The following is a 20390-nucleotide window of genomic DNA, read 5'->3' as shown; positions in this document are numbered from 1 at the left end:
ACCATGTCTGAAAGTTTATATCTTCCATCAACAACGAACCGTCAAGAAATTTATGAAAGCTTATTGCCACAAATCAAAGCTCTTACTTCTGGCGAAAGCGATTTGACGGCAAATCTTGCTAATATTTCAGCTGCTTTAAAAGAAGCTTTTAATTTCTTTTGGGTTGGATTTTATCTTAAAAAAGAAAATCAATTAGTGTTAGGACCTTTCCAAGGGCCAATTGCTTGTACTCGTATCCACTTTAATAAAGGAGTTTGCGGACATGCTTATACGACCAAAGAAGTTGTAATTGTGCCAGATGTTGAAGCTTTCCCAGGGCATATTGCTTGTTCTTCTGCTTCAAAATCTGAAATTGTTTTGCCTGCGAAGGATAAAAACGGAGAAGTATTTTTAGTACTTGATGTGGATTCTGATGAACTCAATGATTTTTCGGAAGTGGATGCAGAAGGTCTATCACAAATTATTCAATTGATTGAAGAAATAGCGATTTAGATTTCCAATCAATAAAAAGCATCTTCAAAATGTGATACTTCAACGATGTTGTTTTTGAAAACGACTGCTACAATATCAAAACGAATTTGTTGATGCCAATTGTTTTTAAACACATAAAAGTCTGCGGCTTTGGTTACCATTGCTACTTTGTGTCTGTTTACTCCAATTTCGGGCATTCCGAATTTTAAATTGGTAAGAGATTTTACTTCGACGAATACTAAGAAGATTCCTTTGCGTACAATCAAGTCAATTTCTGCTCGACCGTAGCGATAATTTCTGTGGAGAATTTGATAGCCTTTTTCAATGAGGAAATTGGCTGCGATGTCTTCGGCTTTTTTGCCTGTTTCTAGGTGTTCTGCCATTGTTTTTCGGTATAGGGTTTCGGATTTCAGTCATCAGCTTTCGGATATCATTTTTGATACCTGAAAACTGATGACCGATAGCCGAAGACTGATAGCTAAATTAATATCCAAATACGTCTTCTAAAGTCAATTTCTTTACTTCTCCGTATTTTTTCAAATCTTCTAAATTTACTTTTTTCTCAGAAGCTACGATACACATCGAATATGGTTTTTTCGCCAATAAAGTATCTTGGAATTTCTTTAAATCGGCTAAAGTTAGTTTATCCAATGCTTGGAAAATCGCCTGACGCTCATCTACTTTTACGCCTTTGTCAAGACCAGTCAGATAAGTATAAATGATATTGTCTTGCGTAATTCTTTCTGTCTGATAATTCTTTTTCATACTTGCAATGGCCGTTTCCAAATTCTTTTCAGACGAAGGGAATTCATTCAATAATTCATCCATTCCAGCAATTGACTCATGAATTTTATCTGCTTGTGTACCGATGTAAGCAATCATGCGATACTTTTCATCTTTAGTATTTGGCGTTTGATAAAAAGCATAAGTCGAATAAGCCAAAGCTTTAGATTCACGAATGGTTTGGAATACAATTGACGACATACCACCACCGAAGTAATTATTGTATAATTCTACAATTGGGGTTTCTGATGGACTAAATTGAATCGTTGGACGAACCCAGTTGATTTCAGCCTGAACCATATCGTAATCTGTAAATAATACTGCTGGTTTAGTTGGCGATTCCATTTTGAAATCAGCTACCAAAGGTAAATCAGCTTTAAAAGTACTATTGATTTGGTGAACGCCTTTTAATGCTATTGCCAATTCTTCAACAGATTTTGGTCCATAATAAATTACAGAATGTTTGTACGAGAATAAATCGTGCAAGAAACTAATTAAGTCTTCTGATTTCAAGGCTTTCAATTCAGCATCTGTGAATTGTAAAGTGTTTCTTGGGTTTTTAGCGCCATAAGATGCGTAAGTTGCTAAACCTTGCAAAATTGCTCCTTTGTTTAATTTAGCATCGCTTCTTTGCTTCAATAATCTACCTTTAAGTAATTCTAAAGCGGCATCATCTTTCTTGCATTTAGTTAATAAATCTTCAAAAAGACTTACTGTTTTTGCAAAGTTTTCATTCAGACCCGACATCGCTAAAGTAATGTGATGGTCGGTATAAGAAGTATTAAAACTACTTGCCAAACGATAAAATGCCGTACTGATTTGTTCAGCGTTCATTTTATCAGTACCTACAAATTGTAAATATTGTAAAGCAATTGGTAATACTTTACTATTCCAAGAACCCATATCAAAACGGTAGCTCAAACGGAAAAGGTCGTTATCAGTATTTTTCACCGTAAGAGCCTCCAAAGTACCAACTTTACCTTTTTTGATGTCTTTATTGAAATCTAACCATTTTGGTTGGATGTTTGTCATCGGAGTTTCATTCACATCTTTTAAGAAATCCGACTGAGCTTCACGATTTACTTCTACTGGAGTGATGGCAGGTTTGTCAACTTTGGTGATATTTGGGTCTGTACCTTTGCGTTTGTAAACAATTACGTAACCATCGCCACAGTATTTTTTAGCAAAATCCATTACTTCTTGTTTCGTTACTTTCCCCAAAGCATCGTTAATCGCAACATAATCAGTCCAATTATTAGCTTTGTCAGCTACAAAACTTTCAAGTAAATTATAAGCACGAGAAGAATTGTTTTCTAAACCTTGAATGGCATTCATTTTATAATTGGCAGCAATTGCTTTGATGATAGATTCATCAAAATTTCCAGATTTCAGTTTGTCTAACTCTCCTAACAATAATGTTTTTACTTCATCAAGTGTTTGGTCTTTTTTAGGCGAACCTGTCATTTGCCAAACAGCATAATCTTTGTTCCATTCTGGGCTACAGCTTGCTCTTAATACCTTTTGAGCTTTCACTAAGTTTAAGTCAATTAAACCAGCTTTTGAATTCGACATCAATTCATCGACAATTGTACCAATGATTTTCTCTTTGGCATTCAAAGAACCAGACCAACGCCAAGCAATAGTCAGGGCATCTGGAGTAGGACCAAATACTTCACGAACCAATGGTGCAGTAATCGGTGCTTCTGGTGCTGGTTTGTATTCTTGTACTGGTTTTGAAACCATGTATTTGAAAGAAGTCTCAATCTTTTTGATTAAAATATCTGAATTGAAATCGCCCACCATGATGATTGCCATGTTGTTTGGCACATAGTATTTTTTGAAGTAATTGCGGATTTCAACCAAAGAAGGGTTTTTCAAATGTTCAATTGTTCCGATGGTTGTTTGTTGTCCGTAATTATGTGTTGGGAACAATGCAGCGTTGCGAGATTCATAAACTTTCCAGCCATCGTTGTCAAGGCTACGGTTTTTTTCTTCGTAAACTGCTTCTAATTCTGTGTGGAAAATACGAAGAATTGGATTGCGAAAACGTTCGCCTTGTAATTTTAAAAAGCGGTCGATAGCATTAGCAGGAATATCTTCTGTATAAACAGTTTGTTCATACGAAGTAAAAGCATTCGTGCCTTGTCCGCCCATCGAAGCCATCATTTTATCATACTCATTAGCGATAGCGAATTTGGCAGCTTCACCAGATACTCGGTCGATTTCCTTGTAAATAGCTTTACGACGTGCTGAATCAGTAGTTTGGTTGTACTTTTCGTAAAGTGCATCAACTTGGTCAAGTAATGGTTTTTCTTTTGACCAATCCAGTGAACCAAATTTGTCAGTTCCTTTGAACAACATGTGTTCTAAATAATGGGCAAGACCCGTATTGGTTCTTGGGTCGGTATTAGAACCTGCACGAGTTGGAATCAAAGCGGCGATTCGTGGTTCTTTGTGGTTTTCACTAAGGATAACGGTTAGTCCGTTAGCTAATGTGTAAAAACGAGCTTTCATTGGGTCGTTACTTACGTATTTGTAAGTATAGCCAGCAGCAGTAGCTGTTTTCCAATCAAAAGTTTTTTGAGCAAATGCTAGAGTGTTTAGAAGTAGCGATAACACAACTCCCAGCAGAGATAACCTAAGGTTTTTCATGCGAAGTATGGTGGATTTTAGAAAAAGAAACAATTAATAGATTTATTGACAAAGTAACTATTGTTTTTTGATAAACGGTATTGTTAGTTGAATGTTTTGAGCATTACGTTCAAAGATGTTGTTTCAGCGACAAAAGTTGCATGAGTATGAAGTGATGAGTTACTAAAAGCCTTTGGTTAATTATGCGTTTAAAAATGTTTTTACAAGAAATCTGTACCTTTTTGTATAATTTGTCGTACTTCACTTACGTAAACATTTCGTTCATTCGTTTATTTATTATCAAGCATGTTTATTCATGTCAAATCAGAAATTTTAGTGAAATCCAATACAAGCCGACTATGAAAAAGTACTTTTATTATAACATTATCTTATTGTCATTGAGCAGTTTAATGATGGCATCGTGTTCTAAAAATGCGGTAGATGATAAACAACCCGCCAACGAAACTTCAAGCTTTTCTTTACTTCAAGATAGAATTATTACGCCTACTTGTGCTACGGCAGGCTGTCATGCTTCTACTTCAGACGCCACTTATGCACAACATGGTTTAGTGTTAGAAAAATCGGTAGCCTATGCCAATTTGGTTGGAGTCGTGCCTAAAAATGAGCTTTCGAAAGCGGATGGGCATCTCAGAGTAAAAGCCTTTAAATCTTTAGAGAGTTTATTTTATCATAAATTGAATTGGGATGCCTCTCATCATGGAGGTAAGCAGTATGCTTCACCAATGCCTTTGGGTGGAAAGGCTCTTTCGGTTGGACAAATAGAATTTGTACGTCGTTGGATTGAAGCAGGTGCGCCCAAAACAGGCGATGTGGTGGATAAAACGTTATTAGACGATACTACACCAAGTACTTCTACAAGCGATGATTTCAAAACAATGCAAACTCCACAAGAAGAAGGAGTAGCTGGTTACCAAATGAAGGTTGAAAAATTTACTATTCAACCCAATTTTGAAAGAGAACTTTTTATCAGAAAAACGATAGGTAATACCGTTGATGTTTATGTGAATAAACTTAAATTTCAGTCTCGCCCCAATAGCCATCACATGGTTTTGTATGATTTTAGAGATAAAACGGCAAGTACTTTACCAACCATCAATACCATCAGAGATTTGCGTAATGCAGACAATACATTGAATCTGGTGACGGCAATTCAAATGTCAAATCATGTTTTTTTAGGCGGAGGAACGAATGCTAGTCAGGAATATACTTTTCCAGAAGGAACGGCTTTAATGTTACCAGCAGGTATGACAATTGATTTGAATCCACATTATTTTAACAAAACTACAGATATTCATTATGGCGAGAATAATGTAAATCTTTATACGGTCGATAAATCAAAAGTAAAATATGTGGTAAAAACCATAGATTTTAATAATACCAATTTCAATTTACCTGCTAAAACGATTACAACAGTCACGAAAGATTTTAAATTTAATACAGATGTAAAAGTGGTTTCATTGACTTCGCACAATCATAAATATGGACAGAAATTTGTGATTAAAATTCTGGGAGGCGCTAGAAATGGCGAAGTAGTTTATGAAAGTACTGACTGGGAACATCCAGCCATAATTAATTATTCAACACCCATTTCATTGAAAAAAGGAGAAGGACTTACATCCATCGTTACTTATAATAATACTTCAGATAAAACCATTTCGTTTGGATTAACTTCCGAAGATGAAATGGACATTATTTTTGGTTATTATTATGAAGAATAACGTAAAAAAGTAGAAAAAGGGGAACTAAAAAATGGAAAAGACTTCTAAGAAATTAGAGGTCTTTTTTTGAATGATGGAATAAATCCAGAAGAGGTATTATATTTGCTTGCAATACAGACAATAATCTGCCTTTTTTTGAATAAAATTTTACTTAACCAATAAAAAATTGTAACCATCGGTGTTATAATTGCTTCCTCTTTATGGAACATAAAAGTATGGACAAAGCCACTGCAGCGGGTCTGCTGGTAGCGATGGGAATTATTTATGGTGATATTGGTACTTCGCCACTCTACGTAATGCAGTCGATTATTGGTAGTGTGCCAATAGATGAGAGAACTGTTCTCGGCGGACTATCATGTATTTTTTGGACATTGACGCTGCAAACCACCTTCAAGTATGTAATCCTAATTCTTCGAGCAGACAACCGTGGTGAAGGTGGTATCTTAGCCCTTTTCGCATTGGTAAGACGTCATGCTAAATGGCTTACTTTTCCTGCTGTAATTGGTGCATCAACCCTTTTGGCAGATGGAGTAATTACTCCGCCAATCTCGGTAGCTTCTGCCATTGAAGGGCTTCTGAAAATTTATCCTGATCTTCAAACAGTTCCGATTGTACTCGCTATTATTACGGGCTTATTTATGTTCCAAATCTTTGGTACTAAAGTAGTTGGTAGAGCATTTGGTCCAATTATGTTGATTTGGTTTTCGATGTTGGCTTTCTTTGGAATTATTTGGATTGCACAAGACTGGACAGTTTTAAAAGCACTATCTCCATATTATGCTTACGATTTGTTGACGAATTCTCATGGAGGAGAAAGCGGTTTCTGGCTTTTAGGAGCAGTTTTCTTATGTACTACAGGAGCTGAAGCTTTGTATTCTGATTTAGGACATTGTGGTCGTGGGAATATTAGAATCAGTTGGATTTTTGTAAAAATTGCCTTGTTACTTCAATACTTCGGACAAGGAGCGTGGTTGATTTCACAAAATGGACAATTACTAAATGGACGTAAACCTATTTTTGAATTAATGCCAGAATGGTTCTTGATTTGGGGAATTGCTATTGCTACAGCGGCAGCAGTAATTGCCAGCCAAGCCTTAATTTCGGGTTCTTTTACGTTGGTTTCAGAAGCTATACGTTTGAATTTTTGGCCCAAGGTTCGTTTGCATTATCCTTCAGACCAAAAAGGACAATTGTATGTGCCAAGTATGAATATTTTCTTATGGTTGGGCTGTGTAGGTGTAGTTTTATGGTTTAAAGAATCAGCCAATATGGAAGCTGCCTACGGTTTAGCGATTACCATGACGATGTTGATGACTACTGCTTTAATGGCATATTACCTCCATACTCGGAAAATTGATATGTGGTGGGTTGTAGGATTCATCGTTTTATATGTGGCGATTGAAGGCGCATTCTTGGTAGCAAACCTTCGTAAATTTGTTCATGGTGGTTATGTTTCATTGTTTATTGCAGCAGCGATTATTGCTTTAATGGTAATTTGGTTTAGAGCCAATATCATTAAAATGCGATTAACTGAATACGTAAAACTTGCCGATTATATTGAACCTTTGAAAGAACTAAGCCGAGATATGAGTATTCCTAAGTATGCAACGCACTTAGTATTTATGTCGAATGCGGCTAGAACCAGTGAAATAGAATCTAAAATTATTTACTCTATCTTTCAAAAACGTCCAAAAAGAGCAGACATTTATTGGTTTGTCCACGTTGATACCATGGATGATCCATATACAATGGAATATAAAGTAAGCGTTATTGAGCCTGACGATGTTATTAAAGTAAATTTCAGATTGGGTTTTAGAGTTGAACAAAGAATAAATCTTTACTTCCGAAAAGTAGTAGAAGACATGGTGAAAAAAGGAGAAGTAGATATTACCTCTCGTTATGAATCTTTGAATAAACAAAATGTAATTGGTGATTTCCGTTTTGTGGTGTTAGAGAAATTTTTATCGTTCGATAATAAATTATCACTCATAGAAGGTTTAATTATGAAGGCGTACTTCTTTATCAAAGACTTTACTCCTTCAGAAGACAAATGGTTTGGACTTGATACCAGTGCAGTAAAAGTAGAAAAAGTACCATTGATTATTCGTCCAGTAGAAAATGTAGTATTAAAAAGAGTAGATTAAACCTTAATTTATACATAAACATCTTGAAAATTCTTATCACAGGTGGAGCAGGTTTTGTAGGTTCTTCGCTCGCCATTAACATTAAAACTAATTATCCTTCTTACGAAGTAATTTGTCTGGATAATTTAAAACGTAAAGGCTCAGAATTGAATCTTCCTCGTTTAGCAAAAGCTGGTGCTATTTTCGTTCACGGGGATATTCGTAATAAAGAAGATTTTGATGCCTTGCCAACAGTTGATTTCGTCATAGAATCTTCTGCTGAACCTTCCGTTTTAGCAGGCTTAGAAGGTACTCCAGATTATTTGATTAACACCAATTTAGTCGGTACAATCAATTGTTTGAACTATACTAAAAAGTGCGGAGCTGCTTTTATATTTCTATCTACTAGTAGAATTTACCCAATTAAAGCCATTGAAAAATTGAATTTTGAAGAAGCAGAAACTCGTTTTGTGCTTTCAGATGAACAATCAATTCCGGGTGTTTCTTCAAAAGGTATTGCAGAAAATTTTCCATTGGATGGAGCAAGGTCTTTATATGGTGCCACAAAATTGGCTTCTGAATTAATGATTCATGAATACAATGAATTTTATGGCATGAAAACCGTTATCAACCGTTGTGGAGTATTGACTGGTCCTTGGCAAATGGGTAAAATTGACCAAGGAGTAATGGTACTTTGGGTGGCAAAACATTATTGGCAACAGCAATTAGCATACATTGGTTATGGTGGTTCAGGTCGCCAAACTCGTGATATGTTGCATGTTAAAGATTTATATCGTTTGATAGATTTTCAATTACATAATATTGACAAAGTAAACGGAGAAATTTTGAACGCTGGTGGAGGTGCAGAAGTTAGTGCTTCTTTGCAAGAACTCACACAGATTTGCCAAGAAGTAACAGGTAAAATCATTCCAATTAGCAAAGTAGCAGAAAACCGTGCGGCGGATATTCGTTTGTATGTAACAGATAATACAAAAGTAACGGCATTAACGGGCTGGAAACCTGAAATTTCAATGAAGCAAATCGTAACAGAAATCACAGAATGGATTGCAGAAAATGAAGAAGCCTTGGCTTATGTATTGAAGTAAAGGATTAACAGGTTTGTTGATAAGAAAAGCGTAAAAGGATTAAAAAACTTTTGCGCTTTTTTGTTTTTATAAATGTTCATCGAAAAACGCTTCAAATAATTGACTGTCAGAAAACTAGCAATATAAAAAAGTTGTATATTCGTTGATTATAAATAAACCGAACTGAATATGAAAAGACTGATACTTATTTTGATATTCTTCCCTTTTTTATTGCAAGCTCAAATTCAAGTAAGTACTAGTTTGAGCTATGTAACAGAACCAAGTTTTGGTGAAGACGGTGCTTATACGGGTTCGGGTATAGACATCAGTTTGCGTAAACATCTCACAGAAAAATGGAAACTCACAGCTTACTCTGGTATTAACAAAATGAGAGTAACCTTAGCTGTGCAATCTAGGTTTGATTATAGCACAAAAATTTACGGATATTATTACAAAGATGTTGTTCCTGTATCGTTCGGGGCGGAATATTACATCTGGAACAAAAAGTTTATTAAACCTTTTGTAGGATTAGAGACGGGGGCATATTTTACAAGTTATCAAACACAAATAGACCCTAATTATCTTTCTTTTGCCCAAAATATACCTGCTGGAAATTCTGTCAATTGGGGATTTTCTCCAAGTTTGGGTATTCAGTTTCAAGAAAATGCAGATAGATTGGGTTTATTTTTAAAAGTAAAGCATACAGGAATTGTATATGGCAATGCAAGGCTGTCGAATATGCTAAGTTTTAGTGCAGGCTTTACTTTTAAATTTGGAAGAAAAATTATGTGGAGACCACCCGTTATTGAAGTGCCAACGCAAGCACCATATTATGAAACAAAAGACTTATACTAAGCTACTGAGTAGTAATCAGCTGTTTCGTGTGCTTGAATTTTCAGGACATTCGCTAGTACCAGTAAAACGAGTGTTCTTGATGCTAACCAAGGTGGAATATTGGCAATTTTAGCAAATTCAGCTAAGGTGATTTGTGGGTTTGCCGATAAATAAGTCATCAATACTTTTTCCTTTTCTCCGAAATTGAACTGAATACCTTCCTCGTTTTCTCGTCTCAAGATTTGTTTCATTTCTTTACTTGCTTGTACCGAACGGTCAGCGACTCGTACATAAGCTTTTCCCATTTCTTCGGTTTCTAGCTGTACATAATGAGGTTTCTTATTGCTTTTAGGAATGGTGATGACCAATACTTCACGGTCGTCGGTCACACTGATGCGTTCAATATCGTAAGTAATGGGAGGGAAGCAGTTACGTTCTATCGCTCGTACCAAAATGTACTCATCTTCATCTACGAATTTTAGCCCAGGAATACTTTTATCGTCTCCAACACCAATCAACAAGGTTCCTCCTTTTGTATTGGCAAAAGCAACAATTTCACGGATAATTTTTTCAGGGTGATTAGCTTTCATCTTAAACTCAAGTTGAATACTCTCTCCCTGACGGACGAGGCTCTTTAAATCCTTTAAACTCATTTCCGACACACGACTGTGGTTTTCAGTCTTTTCAAAATAGGATACAAGTGCCTGATTCATACATATTTATGATTTAGGTATGCTTATAAACAAAGATGGATTTGTTTTAAAGATAACAGATTTAGAAATACATTTTTTTTTTTGTTTAAAAATATTTTAGACAAAATCTACCCAATTAATAGACTTTATATATTTTTTTTAATAGACTTTGTCTAACTTTGCACTCCTAATAACTTAGCTACCAATAATTAAACTAAATGCTAAAGAATAAACAAGTCTAAAAGCTGAATAGTTTGCCAAGTGTAACTAAGCGAGATGAAATTTTGTTAAGCTCAAAATAGAGGATAAAATTCAGGATTGCTTATGTCAGATTTAAGTCAATTAAAACAAGCCTTAGAAGGTCTTTCACTTACAGAAGGGCTTAGTTACATGGCTGAAAACTACGGAAAGGTAGTTTTTTCTTCATCGTTTGGTCAAGAAGACCAAGTGATTACCGATGCGATTTTCAAGAATAATTTCAACATCAAAGTTTTTACCCTTGATACTGGTCGTTTATTCCAAGAAACTTACGAGTTGATGGATACTACCAAAAACAAGTACGGCAAAGAATTTGAAACCTACTTCCCGAATACAGCAAAAGTAGAAGCCTTAGTGAAAGAAAAAGGCTTCAACAGTTTTTACTTTTCTGTGGAAAACCGTAAAGAATGTTGTGGAATTCGTAAAATCGAACCTTTAAAAAGAGCTTTGGCTGGTGCTGAAATTTGGATTACAGGTTTGCGTTCAGAACAATCTGAAAACCGTTCAGACATGGAAATTGTAGAATGGGATGCCAACAATAATGTGATTAAATTCAATCCATTAATTCACTGGACTTACGAAGACGTTTTGGCTTACTTAAAAGAAAATAGAGTACCTGATAGTCCTTTGCACAGAAAAGGTTTTATTTCTATCGGTTGCGCTCCTTGTACTAGAGCTATTCAAGAAGGCGAACATCCACGTGCTGGTCGTTGGTGGTGGGAAGCTTCACAAAAAGAATGTGGCTTGCATAGTTAGTTAAGAGTTGTGAGTGATGAATTGTGGTTTTACTTAGTATAAAGTACAAAACCAAGATTGGTTAATAATGTATAATAAAAAGCTTACAGCTCATTGCTCATAGCTGATATAGCTTAAAGTCAAAGAATTAATAAATATTAAAAAATATGGTTGATCATTTAAAAAATCCGAGTTCAGAAGTATCCACTCCGAAATTCGGTTTTTTCCCTCGTGAATTAGAAGACGAAGCAATCTATATTATGCGTGAAGTGGTTGCTCAGTTCGAGAAACCAGCACTTTTGTTTTCTGGTGGGAAAGATTCAATTACTTTGGTGCGTTTAGCCCAAAAAGCTTTTTATCCCGGAAAAATCCCCTTCCCATTACTCCACGTCGATACAGGACATAACTTCCCTGAAACCATTGAATTTCGTGATTGGTTAGCCAAAGAAACTGGTGCAGAATTGATTGTACGCTATGTACAAGATTCTATCAACCAAGGAAAAGTAAAAGAAGAATCAGGAAAATATGCTTCTCGTAATGCTTTGCAAACCGTTACTTTATTAGATGCTATCGAAGAATTCAAATTCGATGCTTGTATCGGTGGAGCAAGACGTGACGAAGAGAAAGCTCGTGCGAAAGAACGTATTTTCTCAGTTCGTGATGATTTTGGTCAGTGGGATGCAAAACGCCAACGTCCAGAATTATTTGATATGTTGAATGGTCGTATTGCGATTGGAGAAAACGTAAGAGTATTCCCAATTTCAAACTGGACAGAATTAGACGTTTGGAATTATATCAAAGAAGAAGAAATGGCAATTCCTTCTATCTATTATTCGCACAAACGCCAAGTAATTCAACGTGATGGTATGCTTTGGGCTGATTCTGAATTCTTGAATAAAGATGCAGACGAGATTCCTTTTGAAGAAACTGTTCGTTTCCGTACTGTTGGTGATATGACTTGTACTGCTGCCGTAGCTTCTGAAGCGATTGAATTAGATGATATTATCGGTGAAATTCTTTCTGCAGAAATCTCTGAACGTGGTGCCAGAATCGACGACAAACGCTCTGAAGCAGCCATGGAAAAACGTAAGCAACAAGGATACTTTTAGAGTGTTGAATGTTGAGTTTTGAGTGAGGAGTTAAAAAATAGTTAATAACAATTCCTCTGTCAAAACTTATCAAATTCTTCAATCAAAATTTTAAGTTCGATACTACTATGAAACATGATAATCTTAGAAATAGGACAAAGTCGTTTGCTTTGAGAATTATCAAATTAGTTGAAAGTTTACCTAATAAAACTACTTCTCAAGTAATTGGAAAACAATTACTTCGTAGTGGAACATCAGTAGGAGCGAATTACAGAGCATCTTGTAGAGCAAAATCACCCGCTGATTTTATAGCAAAGATTGCAATTGTTGTAGAAGAAGCTGATGAATCATTATTTTGGATGGAATTATTGGTAGAATCTGGAATTGTGAAAGAAGGATTGTTAAAAGACCTTATGAAAGAGGCGGACGAATTGACCGCTATTTTTATCTCGTCAAGTAAAACAGCAAAAGAAAATAATAAGAAATAAAATGAGTGGGAGAAGAGCATCAATGTTGATGAAAATTTTAACTCCTCACTCCGCACTCAAAACTCCTCACTCAGTAGATGGATATTTTAAGAATAGCAACAGCAGGTTCGGTGGATGATGGGAAAAGTACCCTCATCGGACGACTTTTATACGAAACAAAATCAATCACTCGTGATAAAATTGAAGCACTTGAAGCGGCTTCAAAACGTAAAGGTTTAGACTTTTTAGACCTTTCTTTATTAACAGATGGACTTATCGCCGAACGTGAACAAGGTATCACAATCGACGTAGCCAATATTTATTTCTCGACGCCCAAACGTAAATACATCATCGCAGATACGCCCGGTCACTTTGAATATACTCGTAACATGGTTACTGGTGCTTCAAATACTAAGGTTTCTATGATTTTGGTGGATGCTCGTAACGGTGTATTGGAACAAACTTTCCGTCACTTTTTCATCTCATCAATGCTTCGTATTCCGAAAGTAATTGTGTGTGTGAACAAGATGGATTTAGTAGGTTATTCTGAAGAACGTTTCAACGAAATCAAAGATGCTGTTCAAGCTTTGGCTGATAAAGTATCTTTTGAAGGACAAGAAATAACCTTCATTCCGATGTCTTCTTTGTACGGACAAAATCTTTCTACGCAATCAACAGAAATGCCTTGGTTTACAGGAGCACCTTTGTTGGAAGAATTAGAAGAAACCAATTTCGACGAAATTAGAAAGCCAGCTCGTTTCCCTGTACAATTTGTGGTTCGTCCAAAAACAGAAGAATTCCACGATTACAGAGGTTATGCAGGTAAAATCAGCAGTGGTGTTTTCTCGGTAGGAGATGAAATTACTGTTTTGCCAACGGGACAAAACTCTAAAATTGTGACGATTGAAAAATTCGGTACGCAATTAGAAAAAGCAGGAGCGAAAGAATCAGTAGTAATTACTTTAGAAACTGACGTTGATGTTTCTCGTGGTAATATGTTGGTGAAGTCAACTTCAACACTTGAACCATTGAAAGAAATCACGGCAAGAATTTGTTGGATGGATTCAAAACCATTGGTTTCTGGCAAAACATATATTCTTCAACACGGCATCAATGATTCAAAAGCAAAAGTAATTGCTTTGAATAATAAGATTGACGTAGTGAATCAAGACACAATTGTAGATGCAGTTTCTGAATTGAAATTGAACGAAATTGGAGAAATTATCTTGAAAACTGCGAAGCCAATTTTTGCAGATAAATACGAATACAATCCTGCAAACGGAGCCTTTATTTTAGTGGACGACCAAACAAATTCAACCGTTGGCGTTGGCTTTGTTTTATAGGAATAACATATTACATTTGTTTATAAATCACTCTTTCAATGGTTTGGAAGAGTGATTATTGTTTACGATAAATCCTTTTGTGAGATGTTAAGAACAAGTATTACTCCAGGACAAAGAGATATTCTTTTATCCGTACCACAAGAATATGTCGGGAAGAAAATAGAAGTACTGATGTACGCTATTGAAGAAATCGTAGAAGAATTGCCCAGAAAAGTTACGATGGCTGATTTTTGGGGAAAACTTTCAGACGAATCTGCTCAAAAAATTCATGATAACGTTAAACAAATGCGTAGTGAATGGGAACAAGATATTTAATAGACACCAATGCTATTATTGATTTTTGTAATGGGAAAATTCCTGAGAATGGTAGAGATTTTTTATTGAACATCACTCCAGAAATATCTATTATTACTCATATAGAACTGTTTGCAACCAAAAACATTACACAAAGTGAGTACGAACTACTTCAAAAATTTGTCTCGTTTTCAAACATTCATAATGTTGATAAAAGCTTAGTCGATATAACTATCAATATTAGACAGGAATACAAAATCAAACTCCCAGACGCAATTATCGCTGCCACTGCTTTAGCGAATGACCTCTCGCTTATCTCCAGAAACACAAAGGATTTTCAAGGAATTACTGATTTGAAATATATTAATCCTTATGATTTGTAAATGTGTTTCAACGGATTATTTACTTATCCTCAAACATAATTATCATCGGTGAATGGTCGCTTAAATTCTTCCATTTTTCAAAAGGCTCTATTGTAACACTATTGAGATTATCAACAAATTGCATTGAAGCAAAGCAATAATCAATGTGATATGGTTTTAGAGTATTGCGATGTAAGAAAAAAGTAGGCTGTGATTCTTTACCTTGTTCTTCTTTAGTAAAAGTATGATATAGACTTTCAATATTGATTGCTTTTAACTCCTTTACTACATCTGAATGATTCCACCATCTGTCCCATTCATCCCAAATAGTATTACTATTAAAATCCCCAGCAATGATAGTATTAGTTAGATGATGTTTATTAATCTGTAAATATTTCCAGAACTGTCCGATATAACCAAAGTTTGGTGAATTGTTTTGATGTGTCCAAACAGCAAGTAATTCAAATTGTTTATTTACAGAACAAGGAAGGAAATGTTTGACTTTGTGTCCATTATAAATATCTGACCAATTTAATCGCTGTAAATCAATATTTTGCTTGGCAAATATGCCAATGCCTTTGCTCTTAGTGTCTCCAACCCATAAATAGTTCACAGCCCAATCTACGTATTTTTTATCTTTTGATTCAGCAGGATTTTCACATTCTTGAACAATAATCAAATCAGCATCAAAGTCTAAAAGACTTTCAAACTTATTTCTTAACGCTCCATTACAGTTCCAAGTAATAATTTTCATTTTGTTTATAGGAAGTATTTTTTCGTAGTTTTTATATAAATATCTGAAAGTATTATGGTATTTGCATTTAAAAATTACTCAGGGCATCAATCTTTTTCCTCAGAAGCTATTACATTTTCCTCAATCCATTTTTGATTTTCCTCTGGGTGTTAATATTTTTCCTCAGAAGTCATTACATCTTCCTCAATTCATTTTTAATTTTCCTCTGGGCATTAATCTTTTTCCTCAGAAGTCATTACATCTTCCTCAATTCATTTTTAATTTTCCTCTGGGCGTTAATATTTTTCCTCAGAAGCCATTACATCTTCCTCAATCCATTTTTAATTTTCCTCTGGGTATTAATATTTTTCCTCAGAAACTATTACATTTTCCTCAGAGGTAATCTTGTTTTGCACAATTGGTTTATTAACAGGTGTTTAGCTAAATAAATATTCCATTTTGTGCCAAATGATTCGTTTATTTCTATAATTTTATAGTATAACCTATCCACTAATAAAGACTTTACAATTTCTATTCATCCTTTAAATAATGCGACCTATGGCATCTAACACAGAAGCTACCTTTGGGGCTAAAATTGCTAACGCTTCAGCAATTTCAACACATCTTAAAAGTTTTATTGGCTATATTGCCCCCACAGCCGACACAAGTATTGTTAATTATGATGCTTTGATTGAAGCTACAAAAGTCGAGAATAATAATGTCGTTCTTAAAAAGCGAGAATATTCGACGGCAGTTGAAACAAGACAAAAACATTTTGCCAATCTCCCCACTTCAGTAGGCAAATTACTAAGTCCGATTGCAGCAACTCTCAGGGCTAAATTGGGTAAAGACGCTAAAGAAGTAAATGATATTTCTGTATTGATTACGAAAATCAGAGGAGAAAGAGCTACCAAACCTAAAGAAGGGGATACCAAAGAAAAAATTAGTCAGTCGGAACGTTCTTTCGGAAGTATGACACAGAATTTTGCGGATATTGTTAGTACCTTAACGGCTTTAGGAGCTGATTATGCACCCGTTAATGAATTAATCAAACTCCCAAATCTTCAAGCGAAGATTGCGGAAATTAATCAAGCAAATAATCTTGTAACAAGTACTTATGGAGGTTTAAAAGTTAGTGCTGACCAACGGAATACTTTATATGAAACGCTTGCGGAAAGAACACAAAGGATTAAAGAATCCATTAAAAGTCAGTATGGCGTAAGCTCTACGGAATATAAATTAATAAAAGGTTTAAGTGTATAGCTGTCCCACTAATACCAAGTCGTGAAAACATTGAATTACGACTTGGAAACTCGTACAACTTTAATAAGAGAAGGTCGGACATCGATAATGCCCGACCTTCTCTTATTAAAAACGATACTTAATCCCAAATACTTACTCTATTCCCAATAAAATCTCTGTAACATTTTCAGAAGAAGTTAAATCCACCCAATTGATATAAACTTCTCTGGTTTGATTTGTTGGTTTGTGTCCTTGTGCAAATAATTGATTAAACAGCTCTTTATAAACAGGCATAATATTACTGAAATCACCATGATGTGTATAAGCAAAAGCCTTGAAAGAAGGATGCTCTAACAATTCATAATGTGCAGGAATTGTTACTTCTTCATCACCCACAGGCAAGGCAATTTCTAAGATAAAAGGCTTTTCAACATCGCCCGTTGCTCCCCAATAAATAAACTCCATATTGCCAGCAATGCTTAATCCTAATTGTCCAACGGCAGTATAAAGGGCGTCAACTTCACGTTCTGCAATGGCGTTTACATTTAAAAGGGTAGTTTCTGTACGATAAATAAAATACTTTTGAGCGGGTACTTCTTTTACTTGCGTGTTCATTTGATTGTTGAGGTTTTATTATGATTTTTTTGATTAACGATACAAAGTAAATCTGGCTTACTGACAACAGTATGTCAGTGAAAAAAAGCTTTTTGGTATTTAATTTTCATTAAGTATATTAGGAATAAGTAAATTGAGAATATAAACCTGTAAGGATTTGATGTTAAAGTTTTTATTATTAGATAATTATATGAATCCTTATAGGTTTAACTAAATCCTTGTAAGTATTCTAATCGCTTGACTTTCAATATTTTTTTGTGGAGGTTTACAGCTTAAATATAGCTTTCTTCACAAAACAAACACAAAACCATGAGCCATTCTTTTAAAGCTTTACAGATTACAGAAAGTGCCGATAAGCAATATACACGAGCGATTGTTCAAAGAGCGATTGCAGATTTACCTGCGGGAGATGTTTTAATCAAAGTTCATTATTCAGCGTTGAATTATAAAGATGCTTTATCGTCAATCGGGAACAAAGGTGTAACAAAACAATTTCCACATACACCCGGCATTGATGCTGCTGGCATTGTAGAAGCTAGTGATTCTCCAGCATTTAAAGTGGGCGACGAAGTAATTGTTACCAGTTATGATTTAGGAATGAATACTTCGGGCGGTTTGGCTGAGTATATCTCTGTGCCAGCGAAATGGATTGTAAAATTACCCGCAGGATTAAGTTTGAAAGAAGCCATGATTCATGGAACGGCTGGATTAACGACTGGTTTATGTATCAATGCTTTAATCAATCATGGCTTAAAACCAGAACAAGGAAAAGTTTTAGTAACAGGCTCAACAGGAGGAGTGGGGACTTTGTCGATTGCCATTTTAGCTAAATTAGGTTTTGAAGTCGTAGCTGTAACAGGTAAACCTGAAGCTGTTGATTTTTTAAAACAAATTGGAGCAAGTGAAATTGTAAGTAGAGAAGCCTTAGATGACCAATCTGGTCGTCCATTATTAAAATCAATTTATGCGGGAGTAATTGATACTGTTGGTGGGAATATTTTAGCCACAGCCTTGAAGTCTTTAACTTATGGAGGTTCAGCTGCCATTTGCGGTTTGGTAGCTTCTGCGGAATTACACACAACTGTTTTACCTTTTATTCTTCGTGGAAATACTTTATTTGGAATTGATTCTGCTGAATGTCCGATGCTTTTACGTGAAAGTATTTGGAAAAAATTAGCATCAGATTGGAAACCAACAGATTTAACAATACTCGCTAAAGAAATTACTTTAGAAGAAGTACCCGCACAATTGGATTTGATGTTGCAAGGAAAAGCTTTTGGGAAGACAATTGTTAAACTATAATTTTATGAACCGTAGCACGAGTTTCCAAACGTCAAATTACTATGACACGAGTTGGAAACTCGTGCTACGATTTTATTATTCTTCCCACTCAAAACTACGAGTAACGGCTTTTTTCCAATAATGATATAAGTTATCTCTTTTTGACGCTTCCATATCGGGTTTCCAAGTTTGTGCGATTCCCCAATTTTGTTTTAAATCGTCTAAATCTTCCCAATAACCTATTGCTAAACCTGCTGCATAAGCAGCACCTAAAGCTGTTGTCTCAATCATGGCTGGACAAACCACAGGAACATCAACCATATCTGCTTGAAACTGCATTAATGTCTCATTGACTACCATTCCGCCATCCACTCTTAATGATGAAATCTCAATTCCTGCATCTTTTTCCATTGCTTCCAATACTTCTAAGGTTTGAAAAGCGGTAGCTTCTAAAGCTGCCCGAGCAATATGTGCTTTAGTGACATAACGAGTAAGCCCTACAATTACGCCACGAGCATCTGCTTGCCAATAAGGTGCATACAATCCAGAGAAGGCTGGTACAAAATAACAACCGCCATTATCTTCTACCGAATTAGCTAAGGTTTCAATTTCTGCACTATTCTTAATAATTTCTAAATTATCACGAAGCCATTGTACTAAAGCACCTGTAATAGCAACAGAGCCTTCTAAAGCATATTGTACTGGTTGATTGCCAAACTGATAAGCAACGGTAGTGAGTAAACCATAAGTTGATGGCGTGATTTTCTCTCCTGTATTCATCAACATAAAACAACCCGTACCATAAGTATTTTTAGCTTCGCCTGCGGAAAAACACGTTTGTCCAACTAATGCCGCTTGTTGATCGCCTAAATCTCCTGCAACTGGTACGCCCGAAAGTACGCCACGAGCTTCTCCATATACTTCACTGCTTGATTTAATAGCGGGTAGCATGGCTTTAGGAATATTCAGTTTTGTAAGAATATCATCATCCCAAGCTAAAGATTGCAAGTTCATTAACTGAGTTCTGCTTGCATTAGTAACATCTGTAATATGTATGCCACCATCTGTTCCTCCTGTTAGATGCCAAATGATAAAAGTATCAATATTTCCAAAAATAGCGGTTCCTTCTTCGGCATCTTCCCGTAAACCTTCTACGTTTTCTAAAAGCCATTTTAATTTTAAACCACTAAAATATGTTGCCAAAGGCAAACCTGTTTTTGCTCGAAAACAATCTGCTCCGCCTTCACTGGCTAATTCAGCTACCATGTTTCCAACACGAGTATCTTGCCAAACGATGGCATTATAATATGGCTGACCAGTAAAGCGATTCCAAACAACGGTTGTTTCTCGCTGATTGGTAATGCCCACCGCAGCAATATCTAAGGGCGAAAGGTTTGCTTTGCCTAATGCTAAACCGATTACTTCTTGGGTATTGCTCCAGATTTCATCTGAATCGTGTTCCACCCAACCTGCTTGTGGATAAATCTGTGAATGTTCTTTTTGTCCGACAGAGATTTTATTGCCTTGTTTGTCGAAAATGATGAAGCGGGTACTGGTTGTCCCTTGATCGATTGAGCCGATATACATTTTTATGATTGCTTTTGATAGTTAAAT

General features: G+C 35.6%; 19 protein-coding genes. 13 read left to right on the top strand and 6 right to left on the bottom strand.

Annotation, left to right across the window (positions count from 1 at the left end):
* The first annotated feature begins 3 nt into the window (after window positions 1-3).
* Window positions 4-492: a GAF domain-containing protein gene (locus VB798_RS17325; RefSeq protein ID WP_323260605.1), complete on the top strand. Its 489-nt coding sequence runs from the start codon at window positions 4-6 to the stop codon at window positions 490-492.
* Window positions 493-500: 8 nt separating this feature from the next.
* Here the strand turns inward: VB798_RS17325 and VB798_RS17320 are convergent, their stop codons facing one another.
* On the bottom strand, window positions 501-854 hold the full coding sequence (locus VB798_RS17320; protein ID WP_323260603.1) for a YraN family protein: 354 nt from the start codon (window positions 852-854) through the stop codon (window positions 501-503).
* A 100-nt stretch (window positions 855-954) separates the two neighbouring features.
* On the bottom strand, window positions 955-3906 hold the full coding sequence (locus tag VB798_RS17315) for a M16 family metallopeptidase (protein ID WP_323260601.1): 2952 nt from the start codon (window positions 3904-3906) through the stop codon (window positions 955-957).
* Window positions 3907-4244: 338 nt separating this feature from the next.
* On the opposite strand from VB798_RS17315, the gene VB798_RS17310 reads away from it, so the two are divergent.
* The 4 genes from VB798_RS17310 (at window position 4245) to VB798_RS17295 (ending at window position 9687) form a co-directional block, all read left to right on the top strand.
* Window positions 4245-5624, top strand: coding sequence for a monooxygenase (locus VB798_RS17310; RefSeq protein WP_323260599.1), 1380 nt, complete (start codon window positions 4245-4247; stop codon window positions 5622-5624).
* Between the two features lie 215 nt (window positions 5625-5839).
* Window positions 5840-7768 carry a KUP/HAK/KT family potassium transporter gene (locus VB798_RS17305; RefSeq protein ID WP_407654169.1) on the top strand — a complete coding sequence of 643 codons (1929 nt, stop codon included), beginning with the start codon at window positions 5840-5842 and terminating at the stop codon, window positions 7766-7768.
* A 23-nt stretch (window positions 7769-7791) separates the two neighbouring features.
* Complete coding sequence (locus tag VB798_RS17300; RefSeq protein ID WP_323260595.1) at window positions 7792-8853, top strand: NAD-dependent epimerase/dehydratase family protein; 1062 nt, start codon at window positions 7792-7794, stop codon at window positions 8851-8853.
* A 168-nt stretch (window positions 8854-9021) separates the two neighbouring features.
* Window positions 9022-9687 carry a hypothetical protein gene (locus tag VB798_RS17295; protein WP_323260593.1) on the top strand — a complete coding sequence of 222 codons (666 nt, stop codon included), beginning with the start codon at window positions 9022-9024 and terminating at the stop codon, window positions 9685-9687.
* Here VB798_RS17295 and VB798_RS17290 read toward each other — a convergent pair.
* Window positions 9684-10379, bottom strand: a complete 696-nt coding sequence (locus VB798_RS17290; RefSeq protein WP_323260591.1) for an AlbA family DNA-binding domain-containing protein — start codon at window positions 10377-10379, stop codon at window positions 9684-9686. The genes VB798_RS17295 and VB798_RS17290 overlap by 4 nt on opposite strands.
* A gap of 303 nt (window positions 10380-10682) precedes the next feature.
* Here VB798_RS17290 and VB798_RS17285 point away from each other — a divergent pair, with 303 nt between their 5' ends.
* The 6 genes from VB798_RS17285 (at window position 10683) to VB798_RS17260 (ending at window position 14926) form a co-directional block, all read left to right on the top strand.
* Entirely contained in the window at window positions 10683-11372 is a 690-nt protein-coding gene (locus VB798_RS17285; RefSeq protein ID WP_323260589.1) for a phosphoadenylyl-sulfate reductase, read from the top strand.
* 146 nt (window positions 11373-11518) lie between these two features.
* Window positions 11519-12460 carry a sulfate adenylyltransferase subunit CysD gene (gene cysD, locus VB798_RS17280; protein ID WP_323260587.1) on the top strand — a complete coding sequence of 314 codons (942 nt, stop codon included), beginning with the start codon at window positions 11519-11521 and terminating at the stop codon, window positions 12458-12460.
* A gap of 107 nt (window positions 12461-12567) precedes the next feature.
* Window positions 12568-12927, top strand: coding sequence for a four helix bundle protein (locus tag VB798_RS17275; protein WP_323260585.1), 360 nt, complete (start codon window positions 12568-12570; stop codon window positions 12925-12927).
* Window positions 12928-13004: 77 nt separating this feature from the next.
* A complete protein-coding gene (locus VB798_RS17270) occupies window positions 13005-14249 on the top strand; it encodes a sulfate adenylyltransferase subunit 1 (RefSeq protein ID WP_323260583.1) in 1245 nt (414 codons plus the stop codon).
* A gap of 84 nt (window positions 14250-14333) precedes the next feature.
* A complete protein-coding gene (locus VB798_RS17265; protein ID WP_323260581.1) occupies window positions 14334-14564 on the top strand; it encodes a hypothetical protein in 231 nt (76 codons plus the stop codon).
* Window positions 14546-14926 carry a type II toxin-antitoxin system VapC family toxin gene (locus tag VB798_RS17260; RefSeq protein WP_323260579.1) on the top strand — a complete coding sequence of 127 codons (381 nt, stop codon included), beginning with the start codon at window positions 14546-14548 and terminating at the stop codon, window positions 14924-14926. The genes VB798_RS17265 and VB798_RS17260 overlap by 19 nt, the downstream gene beginning before the upstream one ends.
* 19 nt (window positions 14927-14945) lie before the next feature.
* On the opposite strand, the gene VB798_RS17255 is transcribed toward VB798_RS17260, so the two are convergent.
* Window positions 14946-15659: an endonuclease/exonuclease/phosphatase family protein gene (locus VB798_RS17255; RefSeq protein ID WP_323260577.1), complete on the bottom strand. Its 714-nt coding sequence runs from the start codon at window positions 15657-15659 to the stop codon at window positions 14946-14948.
* A gap of 537 nt (window positions 15660-16196) precedes the next feature.
* Between VB798_RS17255 and VB798_RS17250 the strand changes: the two genes are divergently transcribed.
* The gene (locus VB798_RS17250; protein WP_323260575.1) at window positions 16197-16901 is read left to right on the top strand and encodes a hypothetical protein; all 705 of its coding nucleotides are present in this window, start codon (window positions 16197-16199) and stop codon (window positions 16899-16901) included.
* Window positions 16902-17033: 132 nt separating this feature from the next.
* Here VB798_RS17250 and VB798_RS17245 read toward each other — a convergent pair whose 3' ends face one another.
* Complete coding sequence (locus tag VB798_RS17245; RefSeq protein WP_323260573.1) at window positions 17034-17495, bottom strand: hypothetical protein; 462 nt, start codon at window positions 17493-17495, stop codon at window positions 17034-17036.
* A gap of 309 nt (window positions 17496-17804) precedes the next feature.
* Between VB798_RS17245 and VB798_RS17240 the strand changes: the two genes are divergently transcribed.
* On the top strand, window positions 17805-18797 hold the full coding sequence (locus tag VB798_RS17240; RefSeq protein ID WP_323260571.1) for a YhdH/YhfP family quinone oxidoreductase: 993 nt from the start codon (window positions 17805-17807) through the stop codon (window positions 18795-18797).
* 75 nt (window positions 18798-18872) lie between these two features.
* Here VB798_RS17240 and glpK read toward each other — a convergent pair whose 3' ends face one another.
* Window positions 18873-20363, bottom strand: coding sequence for a glycerol kinase GlpK (gene glpK / locus VB798_RS17235; RefSeq protein ID WP_407654168.1), 1491 nt, complete (start codon window positions 20361-20363; stop codon window positions 18873-18875).
* Window positions 20364-20390: the final 27 nt, after the last annotated feature.

The sequence above is a fragment of the Arcicella lustrica genome (genome assembly GCF_034930985.1).
Classification (GTDB): Bacteria; Bacteroidota; Bacteroidia; order Cytophagales; family Spirosomataceae; genus Arcicella; species Arcicella lustrica.
Note: the sequence above shows the minus strand (reverse complement) of the source record. Positions and strands in the feature narration are given on the sequence as shown.